Below are 16,401 nucleotides of genomic sequence, written 5' to 3' on the forward strand. Positions count from 1 at the left end.
GCTGGGTGCGGGGTGGCGCGGCAGGCCCAACCGGGCTGGGGTACACTGCGGCCTATGGCGAAGGCTCGTGCGAAAGCGGCTCCACCCGTGAACCGCTTCGATGGGGAGGCGCTGGGTCTGGTGCTGTTCGCGCTGGGAATCTTCCTGGCGGTCACCCTGGCCCTGCCCCAGATGGCGGAAGGCGGATTCATGACGCAGGCCCACGTGGCGCTGCTGGGCTGGCTGGGCTGGGGCGCGTACCTGCTGCCCCTCATTCCGGTCGCGTACGGCGTGCTGGTCTTCCTGGGCCGCGACCTGGGCGGGCTCACCCGGCGCACGGTCGGCGGGGTGATCGTGGTGGCGTCGCTGCTCGCGCTACACGAGGTCTTCGTTCCCGGCGCGGCGGGCGAGGGGGCCGAGCGCGTGATGGAGCCCCTGGTGCTCCCCCTGAAGTCGGCGGCGGCTCTGTTGCCGCTCGTCACGCTGACGCTGGGGCTGGAGGTCATGTTGCGCCTCCAGCCCCTCACGCTGCTCAAGAGCTTTTTCCGGGGGCTGAGCGTGCTGCTGGGCGGGGCCACCACCCGGGTGCAGGGCGCCATCGAGGCGCGGCAGGACGGGCGCGAGTCGGCCCGCGTGCGGGTCGCGGTCCGGCAGGCCCTGACGGCCCACACCCGCGACCTGGAGACCCTGCGCAAGCTCTACCCGGAGGCCCAGCCCCTCAAGGCCCAGCACGAGGAGGTCCGCGCCGCCGCGCGCGAGGTCCGCACCCTCGATGAGGCAAACCTGAAGAACCTGGAGCGCGACCTGGCCGGATGGCGCGAGGTGACGACCACCTTCGTGGGCCACGCGGCGCGCGACCTGCGCGAGGCGGTGGGGGCGGAAGCCCCGGAGGCGGGCGCCGACGCCGAGGCCCTGGCGAACGCGGTGCGCCAGGGGCGCCACGAACTCAGCGTGGAACTCCCCAGCACCCTGGCGAGCGGGGCGGTGGAGCGGCTGCGCCGGGGGCTGGTGACCGACCTGCAACGCCTCGCCGGTCGGGCCGGAAAGCTGGAGCGCGAGCGCCAGGCCGCCGAGAAGGCCCTCGCCAAGCCGGACGCTGGCGTGCTGGCGCGAGAACTCCCCGCGGGGCGCGAGCGCGAGAAGGCCTGGCGCGAACTCGCCGAGGACTTCACGGCCTGGCGCGCCCGCGAGCGCCACTACCCCGGCTGGCCCGACCTCGCCGCCGCCTTCGACCGCGCCCCCACCGAGCTGGCCGCCGCCCTCGCCGAGGCGCTGGCCGCCGACCCCGACGGGACGCTCGCCGCGCAGGACGAGTGGCGGGGCCGCCTCGACCGCGCGCAGCGGGAGGCGCTGGAGCGGGCGCAGGCGATGGCCGTCCAGGCGACGGCGGCCAGCACCGTCTACGGGGAGCTGACGGACGAGGACCCCGTGCCCGCCCTCGACTTCGACTTCACGGCGCCCCCGAAGGAGGAGGGGGCTGAACCCGCCGTCCCGGTGGACCTTCCTCCCCCCGATTCCGTCACGGTGATCGCCGCCGCGCCGTCCCAGCCGGAAGTCCTCCCGAGTGGAAGCGTGCAGGCGAGCGCCCCATCCAAACCCGCGACCCAGGCGACCCTGGACGCCGATGAGGGCTCGGCCCCCTGGGAGAGTGCCCAGCCGGAGCGCCGACGGCCCACTCAAGGTGCGCTGGACCTCGCCCTGCCGGGGTACGAGCTGCTCGACCCCGTTCCGGCCACGGCCACGAACACGGCGGCCCTCGACGTGGCGGCGCGGCAGCGGGCGGCGATCATTGACCAGACGCTGCGGCACTTCGGCCTCCAGGCGAAGGTGGTCGATTTCGCGCGTGGACCGACCGTCACCCGCTACGAGATCGAGCCCGCCCCCGGCGAGAAGATCAGCCGCATCGCCTCCTTGTCCAACGACCTCGCCCGCGCGCTCGCGGTGGGCGGCGTGCGCGTGGAGGCCCCAGTGCCCGGCAAGAGCGTGATCGGCCTGGAGGTGCCCAACGTCGAGCGCGAGCCCGTGACCTTCCACCAGGCCGCCCTCGCCCCCACCTTCCGCCAGACGCGCGCCAAGCTGCCGATCATCCTGGGCAAGAGCATCGACGGGGAACTGATGGTCGGGGACCTCGCCAAGATGCCGCACCTCCTGATCGCGGGCTCGACGGGCTCGGGCAAGTCGGTGTGCGTGAACACGCTCATCACCTCGCTGCTGTACCGCTACCTCCCCACCGAGCTGCGCTTCCTGATGGTGGACCCCAAGATGGTGGAGCTGACGCCGTACGACGGCATTCCCCACCTGGTGCGCCCGGTCGTCACCAACCCGATGGACGCGGCGGGCGTGCTGCTGGGCGCGGTCGCCCACATGGAGCGGCGCTACAAGATGATGTCCCAGGTCGGCGCCAAGAACCTGGAGCAGTTCAACGCCAAGATGCGGATGGTGAATGAGGCCGAGCTGCCTCACCTCGTCATCATCATCGACGAGCTGGCGGACCTGATGATCACCTCGCCCAAGGAGGTCGAGTCGGCGATCATGCGTCTGGCGCAGATGGCCCGCGCGACGGGGATGCACCTCGTCCTCGCCACCCAGCGCCCCTCGGTGGACATCCTGACCAGCCTGATCAAGGTGAACGTGCCCGCCCGCATCGCCTTCGCGGTCTCCAGCAGCCACGACTCGCGCACCATCCTCGACGCGGTGGGTGCCGAGCGGCTGACCGGTATGGGCGACATGCTGTTCTACCAGCCCGGCCTCATCAAGCCGGTACGCCTCCAGGGTCCCTACATCTCCGAGGTCGAGTCAGCCCGGATCACCGATGAGCTGCGGCGCCAGGTCTTCGACGACGCCTTTGTGGAGGCCTACGGGGCGGACTTCGACGGCACGGTCGAGGCGAGCGGCCCCACCACCGACAAGAGCAACATGGACTTCTCCGACCCGCTGCTGCGCCAGGCGGCGCTGATCGCCATCGAGGAGGGGCAGGGCAGCGTGTCGCGCCTGCAACGCCGCCTCTCGGTCGGCCACGCGCGGGCGGGCAAGCTGATGGACATGCTCGAGGCGATGGGTATCGTCTCCAAACACCAGGGGAGCAAGCCGCGCGAGGTCCTGATCACCGAGGCTGACCTGCCGGAGTATTTCGGGAAGTAGCCCGGGGGGAGCGGGGGGTGGCTGGGCGGCGGGTCCGGCCACCCTTTCCGTTCTCCCGACATGCCCGGCGCCATGAGCAAGCGGTGAGGAGCGGCCCAAACGGACCCGATTATTCGTTTACGTGTCCTGTCTGAATCGCTACCAAAGTTGCTTTTTAGGAGGGTGTGGTGAAGATTGGGAGGCGGACAGTTCAATCCAGAGGTGATTTCATGAAGAAGCAGACCAGCCTCGTCACGCTCAGCCTGATGCTCGCTACGCCCGCGCTTGCCGGGGGTGCGGGGGCACCTGTCACCGGGGGCGCGGCCTCCGGCACGTGCCGCAGCATCGCCCAGATCGTCAGCACGGACCCGCAGTTCAGCACGCTGCTCACCGCCGTGCAGGCCGCCGGCCTCACCCAGACGCTGTCGAGCGGGCAGTACACGGTCTTCGCGCCGACGAACGCCGCCTTCGCCAAGCTGCCCAGCGACCAGCTCGCGGCGGTCCTGAACGACCCCGAGATGCTGCGCGGCGTGCTGCTGTACCACGTGGTGCCCGGCAAGGTGACCGCCAAGCAGGTGGCGAGCCTGCGGAGCGTCAAGACCGCGCAGGGCGCGAACCTGGCGGTCAGCACGATGGGCAGCCGGGTCATGGTGGGCGGCGCCAACGTGGTCCGCGCCGACGTGGCGGCCTGCAACGGCGTGATCCACGTGATCGACACGGTCCTGATGCCCCCGATGGCGGCCGCCGCTCCTGCACCCGCCCCCGCGCCCGCCGCGACGGCCCCGGCAGAGACGGCCCCAGCGGCGACCACGACCACGGATACGTCGGCGACCACCACCGACACAAGCACGACCACGACGGAAACCACGACGACCGACACGTCCACCACGACGACGGATACGGCGGCCACGACCGATACCACCGCGGCCACGACGACCGATACGGCGGCCCCGGCGGCCATCACCATCACCAGCATTCCCGCCCTCCCGCTCACCGGCGCGACAGTCAGCGCGACGGGCGCGACCACGACCACCACGACGACCGACACGGGTGCGGCGGCGGCCACGGACACGTCGGCGGCGACCACGACCGACACCTCGGCCACGACGACCACCACGGATACGACCACGACGACCGACACGAGCGCGGCGGCCACCACCGACACGTCGGCAACCACCACCGACACGAGCGCGACCGACGCCGCTGCCCCCGCGACGAACACGCTGTACGACGTGATTGCGGCCGACGACCGCTTCAGCACCCTGCGCGACCTGCTGAGCGACGCGGGCCTCACCGAGACGCTCACGAGCGGCGAGTACACCGTCTTCGCCCCCACCAACGAGGCGTTCGACGCCATCCCCGCGGAGCAGCTCGCCGCACTGTCGGCGGACCCCGAGCTGCTTAAGCGCGTGCTGTCCTACCACGTGGTCCAGGGCCGGGTCAGCGCCGAGCAACTCGCCACCGGCGCGGCGCTCACCACCGCCGAGGGCAGCCCCCTGACCCCCATGATGAGCGGCGCGACCCAGATGGTCGGCAACGCCAACATCAGCGAGACCGTCAGCACCGCCAGCAACGGCACCATCTACGTGATCAACCAGGTCCTTCTGCCCCCCGGCGTGACGCTGCCCACCGATGCGGGCACGGCCACCGACACCTCGGCGACGACCACGGACACCAGCACGACGACGACCGATACGTCCGCGACCACGGGCACCACCACGGACACCTCGGCGGCCACCGGCACGACCACCACCGACACGTCGGCCGCGGCCACCACGACGACGGCGACCACCACCACGACCCCCGCGTCCGGCACCACCCTCGTCGCGCTGCTCTCCGCTGACGCGCGCTTCAGCACGCTCGTCGGGCTGATTCAGCAGGCCGGGCTGGCCGAGACGCTCGCGGGCGGCGAGTACACCGTCTTCGCGCCGACCAACGACGCCTTTGCCAAAATTCCGGCGGCTGACCTGACCGCGATCACCAGCAACCCCGACCGTCTGAAGGCGGTGCTGCTGTACCACGTGGTGCAGGGCCGCCAGACCGCCGAGCAGCTCGCCGCCGCCACCCAGCTCACCACGGCGCAGGGGGGCACCGTCGCCCTGAACCTCAACGGCACGACCCAGGTGGTCGGCGGGGCCAACGTGAGCGAGCGGCTCGACACGGCCAGCAACGGCACCGTCTATGTGATCGACACCGTGCTGCTGCCGCCCAACCCCTGAGCCTTCCTCCCCGTCCTCGCAACCGCCCGCCCCGCGCGGGCGGTTTTGTCATGAGGTCCGGGGGAGGGGATGGTCGCGCTGAAAGGCCGCCCAGGTGTTCGCGTCACGCGGGTGCCCATTTGCCTCCGTCCACATCCAGTACGGGGTGTAGAGGCTGCGGGCCGTCTCGACCTCGTCGCGGAAGATCTCGGCGCTCAGGCCCGTTCGCAGCAGGCCGCTCGTCCCGAAGCGGCGCAGGACGCCCGAGCGGTCGTAGGGCACGGCCCGGAACTCGGGCACCCAGCCGGACGGCGTGGCGGTGAGCAGCAGGTACTGGGCGCGGGGATCGCCGTTGGCGGGGGCGCCGACCGCGCCGGTGTTCAGCACGAGTACGCCCCCACGCTCGGCCCGCGCGGGCCGGTGGATGTGCGAGCCGACGAGCACGCCCGCGCTCCCCGCCAACTCGGCCACCCGCTCCGGGTCCGTGCGCTCGCTCAGGCTCTCGCGGTAGTGGGCCGGGGTGCCGTGGGCGACGAGCACCTCGGGCAGACCCGCCTCCCTCAGCGTGAGGGTCAGGGGCCAGTCCTGCGGCACGTGCAGCAGTCCCGCCCGGTCGAGTTGCGCCGCACTCCAGTCGGTCGCGCCCCAGAAGGGGTCGGTGAACCAGCCCTCCGGCAGCGTGTCCGAGCGGGTGTGCCACAGGTGCAGCAGGTCGTCGTGGTTGCCGAGGGTAAAGGTCACGTCCTCCCGTTCGAGCAGCAGGGACAGCGCCTCCACCGAATCCGGTCCCCGGTTCACCACGTCGCCGTTCACGATGATGCGGTTCGCGCCCTGCCGGTCGATGTCGGCCAGCACGGCCCGCAGGGCATCGGCATTGCCGTGGATGTCGGCGATCAGGGCGACGCGCACGCGGGGCATTCTAGGGGAGCCGTCCGGCGCGGGCTGTCAGCGAGTAGCCAGTAAGGGGAGGCGGGCCGCTGAACGTCGCCCCTGGCCGCTCTATGCTGCCCCCATGATCGACGCGCTGGTCGGAAATACACCGCTCGTGCAGCTCGGGCGGGTGGTCGAGCCCGGGATGGCGGACGTGTTCGTGAAGCTCGAAGGCCTCAACCCGGGCGGCAGCATCAAGGACCGCACCGCGCTGGGCCTGGTCGAGGACGCCGAGCGGCGGGGGGTCCTAAAGCCGGGGGGCACCATCGTGGAGCCCACGAGCGGCAACACCGGGATCGGGCTGGCGCAGGTCGCCGCCGCGCGGGGCTACCGCCTGATCCTGTGCATGCCCGCCCAGATGAGCGAGGAACGCAAGCGCACCCTAACCGCCTACGGCGCCGAACTCGTCCTCACCGACCCCGAGCGCCGGATGCTGGCCGCCATCGAGGAGGCCGGGCGCATCGAGCGCGAGCAGGGCGCCGTGCTGCTGGGCCAGTTCACCAACCCTGCCAACCCCGCCACCCACGAGCGGACGACCGGGCCGGAACTGTGGACCCAGATGGAGGGCCGCATCGACGCCTTTGTCTACGGCACGGGCACGGGCGGCACGATCAGCGGGGTGGGCCGCTTCCTGAAACGGCAGGACCCGGGGGTGCGTGTGGTGGCGGTGGAGCCCGCCCGAAGCAACGTTCTCAGTGGCGGCGAGCGCGGCGAACACGGCTTTCAGGGCATGGGGCCGGGCTTCATCCCCGAGAACCTCGACCGGGGCGTGATCGACGAGGTGATCACCGTCTGGGAGGAGGACGCCTATCCCCTCGCCCGGCGTCTGGCCCGCGAGGAAGGCGTCTTCGTGGGCATGAGCAGCGGCGCGATGGTGTGGGCGGCCCTGGAGGTCGCGCGGCGGCTGGGTCCGGGCAAGCGCGTGGCGACCATCGCCTGCGATACGGGCGCGCGCTACCTGACGACCAGCCTGTTCAATGACGCGAAGACGGGGACACCGCCCGGCTACAAGCCCTACTCGCGGGAGCGGCTGGAGGTCGAGCCGGGCGCGGGGTGATTCCTGGGCACGGCAGGGCGGGCCACCCGGCATGAGGCGGCCCGCCGTCTTTGCTGAGGCTTGCCCCTAGCGGCGCCGTCCCCCGAACATCCCGATCAGGTCGTCAAGGGCGTTCCCATCCCCGTCGCGGTCGAGGACGTTGTTCAGGGTCCCGATCATGCCCCCCAGGTTCCCGGTCTGGCCGCCGCCCATCTGCCCCGTTCCGGCGTGGCCCGGCTGGCCGAGCGGGTCCTGGCTGTAGCCGGGAATCACGGGGCCACCGCCCAGCACCCCGCCCTGAGTCGGCTGCCCGTACTCGGGCTGCTGAACCTGCCCCTGACCACCGCCCAGCATTCCACCGAGGCTACCGCCCATGCCGCCTCCCAGCAGACCGCCGAGGATGCTGCCGAGGTCGATGCCGCCCATACCCCCGGCCTGCCCCAGGGAGCCGCCGTAGCCGCCCGCCTGGCCCTGACGGCGGCGGCTGAGGTACGCCATGACGAGCGGCGCGACCATCGAGAGAACCTGCATGGCGAGCTGCGGGTCGATGCCCGCCCGGCGGCTCACCGCATTCGCGGCAGCCTGCTGCTGGCCCCCGAAGACGTGCCCGAGAATCTGCTGGCCCTGGGAGGGATCGGGCGCCTGCCCCTGCCCGAACAGGTCGAGGGCGCGCCCGTCGTGCCCGTCGAGCGCCCCGGCGAGGGCCTGCGCCCCCTGCGGGTCCTGCGCGTTGCGCGTCATCGCGCCGAGGAGCAGGGGCACAGCGGCTTCCAGCGCCGCCTCGGTCTGCCCGGGCGAGGTGCCGAGCCGCTGCCCGAGGGTCTGCTGCGCCTGGCCCATGCCGCCGAGCATGTTGAAGATGTCCATCATGGTGGGTTCCTCCTGGGAAAGAGTGGCGATTAGTCGTTTCGCAGCGTATAGCCCGACCCTCTGCCGGGGAACAGTGGGCATTGAGGGTTCCCTGACGTTCGCCCCCGTTCCCCTCCGCCATCCGGCGCATGTCCTCTCCCGGCTGCGCCCCTTACCCTGTGAACTTCCGGTTCGGCACTGTATCGCCTGGGTTAGGAAAGGGGAGGCACCTTGAATGCGGCACTTCTGAGACGTGCGGGCGGCTCACATCTGCGGCCCTACCTTTCAGCGGCCCGGCTGAGTTTCCGGCGGCAGTTCGCGTACCCGGCGGCGACCTTCTGGGGCCTGACCACCAACCTGTTTTTCGGGGCGCTGCGGGTGGCCGTGCTCCTCGCGCTCTTCGGCACGAGACCGCAGGTGGCCGGATACACCCCCGCCGACGCGGTCACGTACACCGGGCTGACCCAGGCCTTCCTGAGTGCCTTCAGCCTCTTCGGCTGGTACGAGCTGATGCGGACGGTCCACCGGGGCGAGGTCGCCACCGAACTGCTGCGCCCGCACAGCTTCCTGGGGTTCTGGCTCGCGCAGGACGCGGGGCGGGCGGCGGCGCAGTTCGGGCTGCGCGGCGTGACGATCCTGGCGCTGTACGGGGTGTTCTTCGGCCTGAAGCTTCCACCCGGCGTGGAGGGCTGGACGCTGACCCTGATCAGCGCGGTTCTGGCGTGGGTCTGCGGGTTCGCCTTCCGCTTCCTGGTGAACTGCGCGGCCTTCTGGTCGCCGGACGCCGTGGGCATCGGCCGCTTCGCCTGGGCGCTGATGGGCCTCGCCTGCGGCTTCCTGATGCCGCTCGCCTTTTTCCCGGGCTGGTTCAGGACGCTGCTGGCCTGGACCCCCTTCCCCAGCATGATGAACAGCACGGTGGAGGTCTGGCTGGGCCACGCCAAGGGTGGGGAGGCTCTGGGTGTGCTCGGGGTGCAGGCCGTGTGGGCGGCGGCGCTGCTGGGGCTGGCCCAACTTGTGCTCGCCCGCGGGCTCCGGCGGCTGGAGGTGGCGGGTGGATAGGCAAGGAGGCGCCCCCGCGTCGCCCCCTCATCCCGGCCCTATCGAGAGGGAGCAAAAGCCCCCCGCCCTCTGGCTCCCCCGGCTGTACCTCCGCTTGCTGGGCGCGCAGGTTCGCTCGCAGCTCGTGTACCGCACGGCCTTCGCGCTTGACGCCCTGGCGGCGGCACTCGTGACCGGGGCGGAGTTCGCGGCCTTCGCGCTCGTCCTCCCGCGCTTCGACTCGCTGGGCGGGTGGACGCTGGGGGAGGTCGCCCTGCTGTACGGCCTGGCGGAACTCGCCTTCGTGCTGATGGACCTCGTCTTCGGGGGGTTCGACGCGCCGAACCTGAGCGCGCATGTTCGCACGGGTAGTTTCAGCACCTTTCTGCTGCGCCCGGTGCCGCTGCCCGTGCAGATCTTTGGCTCGGACTTCGCGCTGCGGCGGCTCACGCGGGTGGTGCTTGCGGCGGGGATCGTGGCGTATGGCGTCTCGCGGGTGAGCGTGACCTGGGACGCGGGCGACGTGCTGCTGCTCGCGGGCAGCGTCCTGGGCATGATCGCCTTTTTCGGCGGCCTCTTCGTGGTGGGCGGCACCCTCACCTTCTGGACGGTGGAGAGCGTGGAGGCGATGAATGTGCTGACCTACGGGGGCCGAACGCTGATCTCCTACCCGCTGAACATCTACCCGGCGTGGCTGCGCCGCACCTTCACCTACCTGATTCCCGCCGCCTTCCTGAGCTACTTCCCGGTGCTGCACGTGCTGGGCCGCCCCCTCCCCGACGGCCTGCCGAGCTGGGCCGCCCTCCTCTCCCCCGTCGTCGGCCCCCTCATCCTCGCCGCCGCCTTCGCGTTCTGGCGGGTGGGCGTGCGGCGGTATCACGGGACGGGGTCGTAGGTCGCGGGACGTGCCCCCTTCCTTTTCCACCCTCCGCATCCCCTCCCAAGGAGCCTCCCCATGATCGAAGTCGAACACCTGCACAAGTCCTTCCAGACCCGCTCGGGCGGCCTGCTGCGCGGCAGGCGGCACGTGGTAGAGGCCGTGCGGGACGTGAGTTTCCGCATCGGGCGGGGCGAGGTGGTGGGCTACCTGGGGCCGAACGGCGCGGGGAAGAGCACGACGATCAAGGTGCTGACGGGTCTGCTCGTGCCCACCTCGGGGCAGGTGGACGTGGGCGGGCTGGTGCCGTGGCGGGACCGGCGGCGGCATGTGGCCCGGCTGGGCGCTGTATTCGGGCAGCGGACGACCCTGTGGTGGGACCTGCCCGTGCGCGACTCGCTCGACCTGCTGCGCGACGTGTACCGCGTTCCAGCCGGACGGTTCCGCGAGAACCTGCGGGCCTTCACGGACCTGCTCGACCTGGGACCCTTCCTGGGCACACCCGCCCGCTCCCTCTCGCTGGGTCAGCGGATGCGGGCCGACCTGGCGGCGGCGCTGCTGCACGACCCGGACCTCCTCTTTCTCGACGAGCCGACCGTGGGCCTGGACGTGGTGGCGAAGGAGCGGATTCGGGAGTTCGTCGCGCACGTGGGCGCCGACCGGGGCGTGACGGTGCTGCTCACCACCCATGACCTGACGGACGTGGAGCGCCTCGCCCGCCGGGTCATGATCATCGACCACGGCGCGCTGCTGTACGACGGCAACCTGGCCGAGTTGCAATCCCGCTTCGGGAGCGCCCGCGAACTCGTGGTGGACTTCGAGGCCCCGCCCGCCGACCCCCGGGTGCCCGGCCTGCAACTCCTGAGCGCCGAGGGTCCCCGCGTCACCTACGCCTTTACGGGCGCGGCGGCCCGACCCATCGCGCTGGCGACCGCCCACGCCCCGGTGCGTGACGTGACCGTGCGCGAGCCGAACATCGAGGCGACAATCCGGCGGATTTACGAGGGCGGGCTGCTTAGTATGAGTGTAAATTAAGTCGACAATGGAAAATGATCACTTCGGCCTTCAAGGAAACCCTGAAATTCAACACGCTCGAAGGGCACAATTCGGCGTGGGCGGAGGCTGGGTTATGGCCGGAATTCTGGTTTCCCTCCTTAACGCCGGTGTAGGCGTGGCGCTTGCTTGGACTGTAGTGGCATCGGGTGGGGAAACGAGACCCGACGCCCTCGGGTTGGCTTTTGCCTTTCTCTACATGCTTGGATTTGTTGCAGCGGTCGTAGGCACGACGATGGCCTGGAAAGACAGGCAGACTTCAGGCGGGCACACTGGGTTCCTGTCCGCTCCGGGGGCGACATGGATTGCCCTCGGATTCGGTCTGTCGGGCAATTTGGTCGTGATTCCCGTGATACTGCTTTTCTTGGGATGGAAATTCTACCGACATCGGCAACTTCGGTGACTCCCCTACCCCCCGCCTTCTTCAACCGGGACCCGGTGCGCGTCGCCCGGAAGGTACTCGGCGCCACCCTCGTCCGCGTCCTGCCTGGCGGCGAGGTCCTGTCGGGCCGGGTGGTGGAGGTCGAGGCGTACGACTGCCCGCGCGATCCAGCCTGCGCGGCGGGCCGCTTTCACGCCGCCCGCACGATGGACATGGCGATCCCGCCCGGGCACTGGCTCTTCTGGACCGCCCACAGCCACCCCCTCCTGCAAGTCTCCTGCCGCGAGGAGGGGATAGCCGCCAGCATGCTGATCCGCGCGCTGGAGCCGCTGACGGGCATCGGCAGCATGCTCACCCACCGCCCCGTCACCCGGGGGCGCGACCTGACGAACGGCCCGGCCAAACTGGTCTACGCGCTGGGCCTCAACCCGGCCGAGATCGCCGGAACGCGGGTGGACAGCCCGGGCCTCCATCTCTTGCCGCCCGCCGCCCCCCTGCCTGACGACGCGGTGACGGTGACGGCACGCATCGGCATCCAGGCGGGAAAGAACCTCCCGTGGCGCTTCCTGGTGAATGGAAACCCCTGGGTGTCGCCCGCGGTGCCGAGTATGGACCTGCTGGCGGGAGGCTAAGCGCTCGACTTGTGGTGACAGCAAGAGGAGGAGCACCTGGACGCCCTGACTGGCTTCTGGAGGCCATGCCCGTTCACCCCCACCCGGCCTCCCCCCTCAAGGGGGAGGAGCTTTTTGTCTTTCCACTCAGCTTTCCTCTTTGGGAGGAGACTTCCATGCATTACCCAGCCCACAGGGGGAGGGGTAACACTGCCAAAGCTTTAGCCTTTCAAAAACCGTCTATGGTGGACGGCCCATTCCTGCCAGTGGCTCGCTCTCGCACCGCCTTCACCCCGCCTTGCTCGCGCAGCGAGACGGTGGGCACGCGACTCGGAACACAACAAGATCAAACCTTGCGCGGAGAAGGACACGGCCACGGGTGAACTGGCCGGGCCCTTTGCCGAGCGCAGCGGAAAACTCCCCCTGCCCCCTCTGGGGGTAGGGGGCTGGGGGTGGGGGCAACACCTTCCAACTGGAACGCTACCCTCCCCCCATGCCCGGCACGCCCCTCACCCCCGCCGCCCTGCGGGCCCTCGCCTTCCGCACGCTGGAGCGCCACTCCTCCCTCCAGGCCGCCCTGAACGCCCAGGGCTTCGTGCAGGCCGACCCCATCCGCGCCCCCGCCCGTGCCCAGGACCTCACCCTCTTCCAGCGGGTGCGCGGCTACCGGGCGGGCGACCTGGAGCGCCTCTACCCGACCCTCGACGCCGAGGAGGACATGCTGCCCAACTACGGCTTCGTGACGCGGCACGTGCAGACCCTCCTGCACCCACGCGAGCCCGGCGAGTCGAGCGCCGAGCGGGAACACCCCGACTTGCTGGCCGAGGTGCGGGCATGGGTGGAGACACAGGGCGAGGTCCACCCCCGTGACGTGGCCGGGGCGGTGGGCCGGGGCCGGGTGGTGAACGCCTGGGGCGGGCAGTCGGCGGCGACCACCCGGATTCTGGACGCGCTGCACCGCCGGGGCGAGGTGCGGGTGACGCGGCGCGTGGGGGGCGTGCGGCTCTACGGCCCGGCCCCACATCTGGCCGCCCTGCGCCAGGCGCCCCTCCCCGAGGCCGAGCGGGTGCGCGGGGCCGTTCACCTGCTCGCCTCGCTCTACGGTCCACTCCCCGAGGCCAGCCTGGGCCACCTCGTCTCGCTCTCGCACTACGGCCTGCCTCACCTGAGGGGCGAGATGCGCGCGGCTTTCAGAACCGCCATCCGCGAGGAGCTGGCGGGCGCGCGGGTGGACGGCCTGCGCTACGTCTGGCCCGCCGAGTGGGAGGTGGACGGGGTGAGGGCGCCGCGCGGCGTGCGGATCGTCGGCCCCTTCGACCCTCTGGTCTGGGACCGCCGCCGCTTCGAGCACCTGCACGGCTGGACGTACCGCTTCGAGGCGTACACGCCCCCGGCCAAGCGGCAGTTCGGCTACTACGCGCTGCCCCTCTTCCAGGCCGAGCGCGCGGTGGGGTGGGCCAACCTGAAGGTGGAGGGGGGCGAACTCCGCAGCGAGGTGGGCTTTGTTCCGGGTGTGCGAGAGACAGCGGCGCTCAGGAAAGGGGTGGAGACCGAGCTGGGGCGGTATCGGGCGTTTCTGGGCCTGGAGGGCGAGGTGACCGGTCAAGGCTGAGCCAGCCACGCCTCCGTCACCCGGCGCAAGGCGTCCCGCACGCCGCTGGTTTCCTCCCGGCGGGCCTGCCGCGCGGTCGTCAGCACGTTCAGGGCCAGTCCCGCACGTTCCTCGGCGGCGAGTTGGGTGGAGGTGAGCGTGTGACCGTGCGCGGCGAGTTCCGTCCGGTACGCCTCCCGCAATCCAGGGCCGAGACGGGCACGGTCGGCGGACTCCAGACGCACATGGAGCAGGTGGGCGAGGTCCTCCCCGAGCGGCGCCCCATGCACCTGCCCGTAGTCGATCAGGATGGGCGGTCCGCCACCAACGGGCCACAGCACCTGCCCGGCGTGAATATCCCCGTGGGCAAGGGTTACGCCGCAAGTGGATTTCAGCAGGGCGGGAAGGGCTTGTGCTGCCTCCCCCACCGCCCTCACCTCATCGGGCGTCCAGTCGGGGACAGGCGCGGCGGCAATCCGCGCGCCACGGCGAACGGCCCGCTCGGGGTCCCAGCCCCACTCGCCCCTGAGTTCCGGGCGGCTGAGCCAGAAGGCGTGGTGGCGGGCGAGCAGGCGCACGATTTCGCACAAGGCCGCCTCCCGCTCGGCATCGGTCCTGAACGCGCCCCAGCCGGTCGTCTCGTCCGTCATGTCGCGCGTGAGCAGATGGGCGCGCAGGCGGGCGGGGTCGAGGGCCCGATGCAGAAGCGGCGCGTGCGGCACGGGCGAGAGCGGCGCGAGGCCGCGCAGGTAGGCCCCCTCCCGCGCCAGCCGCGCGAAGGCCCGCTCGTCCCGCCACCCCGCCGGGAGGTACTTCAGGAAGAGGGGACCGTGGGGGGTGACGTAGCGCGCGAAGGCCGCCCCCTCCCCCACCCACGCCTCGACGCGGCGGCGCGGGCCGGGAAAGGCCGCCCGCAACTCACGCGGCCAGCGGCGGGACGAAACGGCGGGACCACGCCCGGCGAGCGCGTCCCGCACGTCCGACAGCAGGCCCAGCCTCAAGCGATGAGTGAGACGAGCCCGGCGACGGAGCCGCCTGCGAGCGCCGCACCAACCACAAATGCACCCAGGCAGCCCATCCCGCGCCGACGGGCGACCTGACGGTAATGCCCGCCCCGCCCGTAGTGCGCCCGGTGGCCGCTGCTGTGGCTGCCGCCCAACGCCGCCCCGAGGAAACCACCCCGGTGCCCGCTGCTGTGGCTGTGGCCCCGGTAGCCGAACCCCCGGCGATGCCCGTGGCTATGACTGAACGAGAAGGAACCTCCAGAAAATCCGCTCATGCTCCCGGGTACGCGGGGCGGCCCGCCGGAGTTCCCAGCCCCCGCATTCCCGCCGCGCCCATCACACGCCCCCGGGTATGATGACCCGGTTATGAGCGAACGGAAGTATTTCGGGACGGACGGCGTCCGGGCGGTCGCGGGCGAATTCCCCCTGACCGCCGCGTGGGTGATGGGGCTGGGCGCGGCGGCGGGCGAGGTCCTGAAACGGGAAAGCGCGCGGCCCAGCGTGGTGATCGGCAAGGACACCCGCCAGAGCGGCGACATGCTGGAGGCGGCCCTCGCGGCGGGCCTGACGAGCCGGGGCGTGACCGTCATCCACGTGGGCGTGCTGCCCACTCCGGGCGTGAGCTACCTCACCCGGCACCTGGGCGCCGACGCGGGCGTGGTGATCTCCGCCTCGCACAACCCGTACGAGGACAACGGGATCAAGTTCTTCGGACGCGACGGCCAGAAGCTCAGCGACGCGACCGAGCACGAGATCGAGGCCGCCATCGACGAGGTGCCGACCTTCGCCCCAGTGACGGGCGTGGACCTGGGCTCGGTCACGAACTACACCGAGGCCGAGCGGCTGTACGTGGGGTTCCTGCGCTCACACGCGCCCGACCTGACCGGCCTGCGCGTGGCGATGGACTGCGCGAACGGCGCCGCGTACCGGGTCGGCCCGCGGGTCTTCCAGGCGGCGGGGGCGGACGTGTTCGCCGTCTACACCACGCCCGACGGGCACAACATCAACCGGGGCTGCGGGTCCACCCACCTGGAACACCTCCAGCGGATCGTGCGCGAGGGGGACTACGACCTGGGCGTGGCCTTTGACGGCGACGCCGACCGGGCGCTGTTCGTGGACTCGCGCGGGAACGTGGTGCAGGGTGACCACATGCTGCTGCTCAACGCCCGCGCCCGGGGCGAGCGCGCGGTGGTGACGACCATCATGGCGAACATGGCGCTGGAGGTGAAGCTGCGCGAGGCCGGGATCGGGCTGGAGCGCACCGCCGTCGGCGACCGCTACGTTCACGAACGGCTGCACGAGCAGGGTCTCACGCTGGGCGGCGAGCAGAGCGGGCACATCCTCTTCCTTGACCAGAGCCCCACTGGGGACGGCGTGCTGACCGCCCTGCTGACCCTCGCCGCGATGAGGAAGCTGGGCACCACGCTGGACGAGCTGCACGACGAACTCGTGATGTTCCCGCAGACGCTGGTGAACGTCCGGGTGACCGACAAGAAGGCCACCTTCCGCGACGACGTGGTGCAGGCCGCCGTGCAGCAGGCCGAGGCGCGGCTCAATGGCCGGGGCCGCGTCAACCTGCGCCCCAGCGGCACCGAGAACCTCATCCGCGTGATGGTCGAGGGTCCCGACGAGGCCGAAATCCACGAGGTCGCCCGGACGCTGGCGGGCGTGGTGGAGGAGCGGGGACGGGCGGGCTGAGGGAATGCGGGGGCTTGATCTAGAAGAGCGGC

The 16,401-nt window shown here is 71.1% G+C and carries 13 protein-coding genes; 10 read left to right on the forward strand and 3 right to left on the reverse strand.

Annotated elements, in window-relative coordinates; all coding sequences use genetic code 11:
* Nucleotides 1-54: 54 nt before the first annotated feature.
* Complete coding sequence (locus DAERI_RS07630; RefSeq protein WP_103128832.1) at nucleotides 55-3,120, forward strand: FtsK/SpoIIIE family DNA translocase; 3,066 nt, start codon at nucleotides 55-57, stop codon at nucleotides 3,118-3,120.
* A 209-nt stretch (nucleotides 3,121-3,329) separates the two neighbouring features.
* Nucleotides 3,330-5,318 carry a fasciclin domain-containing protein gene (locus DAERI_RS07635; RefSeq protein ID WP_103128833.1) on the forward strand — a complete coding sequence of 663 codons (1,989 nt, stop codon included), beginning with the start codon at nucleotides 3,330-3,332 and terminating at the stop codon, nucleotides 5,316-5,318.
* A 48-nt stretch (nucleotides 5,319-5,366) separates the two neighbouring features.
* On the opposite strand, the gene DAERI_RS07640 is transcribed toward DAERI_RS07635, so the two are convergent.
* Entirely contained in the window at nucleotides 5,367-6,215 is an 849-nt protein-coding gene (locus tag DAERI_RS07640; protein WP_103128834.1) for a metallophosphoesterase family protein, read from the reverse strand.
* A 94-nt stretch (nucleotides 6,216-6,309) separates the two neighbouring features.
* Here DAERI_RS07640 and cysK point away from each other — a divergent pair, with 94 nt between their 5' ends.
* The gene (gene cysK / locus DAERI_RS07645) at nucleotides 6,310-7,284 is read left to right on the forward strand and encodes a cysteine synthase A (RefSeq protein WP_103128835.1); all 975 of its coding nucleotides are present in this window, start codon (nucleotides 6,310-6,312) and stop codon (nucleotides 7,282-7,284) included.
* Between the two features lie 66 nt (nucleotides 7,285-7,350).
* Here the strand turns inward: cysK and DAERI_RS07650 are convergent, their stop codons facing one another.
* Nucleotides 7,351-8,133: a DUF937 domain-containing protein gene (locus tag DAERI_RS07650; protein ID WP_103128836.1), complete on the reverse strand. Its 783-nt coding sequence runs from the start codon at nucleotides 8,131-8,133 to the stop codon at nucleotides 7,351-7,353.
* 210 nt (nucleotides 8,134-8,343) lie between these two features.
* On the opposite strand from DAERI_RS07650, the gene DAERI_RS07655 reads away from it, so the two are divergent.
* From DAERI_RS07655 to DAERI_RS07675, 6 genes are all read left to right on the forward strand, one after another.
* Nucleotides 8,344-9,174 (forward strand): ABC transporter permease, encoded by an 831-nt coding sequence (locus DAERI_RS07655; RefSeq protein WP_103128837.1) that lies wholly within the window; start codon nucleotides 8,344-8,346, stop codon nucleotides 9,172-9,174.
* Nucleotides 9,167-10,048: an ABC transporter permease gene (locus DAERI_RS07660; RefSeq protein ID WP_235610293.1), complete on the forward strand. Its 882-nt coding sequence runs from the start codon at nucleotides 9,167-9,169 to the stop codon at nucleotides 10,046-10,048. The genes DAERI_RS07655 and DAERI_RS07660 overlap by 8 nt, the downstream gene beginning before the upstream one ends.
* 60 nt (nucleotides 10,049-10,108) lie before the next feature.
* Nucleotides 10,109-11,065 (forward strand): ABC transporter ATP-binding protein, encoded by a 957-nt coding sequence (locus tag DAERI_RS07665; RefSeq protein ID WP_103128838.1) that lies wholly within the window; start codon nucleotides 10,109-10,111, stop codon nucleotides 11,063-11,065.
* Between the two features lie 94 nt (nucleotides 11,066-11,159).
* Nucleotides 11,160-11,486: a hypothetical protein gene (locus DAERI_RS22355; protein WP_165794111.1), complete on the forward strand. Its 327-nt coding sequence runs from the start codon at nucleotides 11,160-11,162 to the stop codon at nucleotides 11,484-11,486.
* Nucleotides 11,453-12,097, forward strand: coding sequence for a DNA-3-methyladenine glycosylase (locus DAERI_RS07670; RefSeq protein ID WP_103128839.1), 645 nt, complete (start codon nucleotides 11,453-11,455; stop codon nucleotides 12,095-12,097). The genes DAERI_RS22355 and DAERI_RS07670 overlap by 34 nt, the downstream gene beginning before the upstream one ends.
* Before the next feature lie 472 nt (nucleotides 12,098-12,569).
* Nucleotides 12,570-13,688 (forward strand): DNA glycosylase AlkZ-like family protein, encoded by a 1,119-nt coding sequence (locus DAERI_RS07675; protein WP_103128840.1) that lies wholly within the window; start codon nucleotides 12,570-12,572, stop codon nucleotides 13,686-13,688.
* Here DAERI_RS07675 and DAERI_RS07680 read toward each other — a convergent pair.
* Nucleotides 13,679-14,668: a phosphotransferase family protein gene (locus tag DAERI_RS07680; RefSeq protein WP_235610295.1), complete on the reverse strand. Its 990-nt coding sequence runs from the start codon at nucleotides 14,666-14,668 to the stop codon at nucleotides 13,679-13,681. The genes DAERI_RS07675 and DAERI_RS07680 overlap by 10 nt on opposite strands.
* Nucleotides 14,669-15,037: 369 nt before the next feature.
* Here DAERI_RS07680 and glmM point away from each other — a divergent pair, with 369 nt between their 5' ends.
* Complete coding sequence (gene glmM, locus DAERI_RS07690; protein ID WP_103128842.1) at nucleotides 15,038-16,369, forward strand: phosphoglucosamine mutase; 1,332 nt, start codon at nucleotides 15,038-15,040, stop codon at nucleotides 16,367-16,369.
* Nucleotides 16,370-16,401 lie beyond the last annotated feature (32 nt).

Source organism: Deinococcus aerius (assembly GCF_002897375.1).
GTDB classification, from domain to species: Bacteria; Deinococcota; Deinococci; order Deinococcales; family Deinococcaceae; genus Deinococcus; species Deinococcus aerius.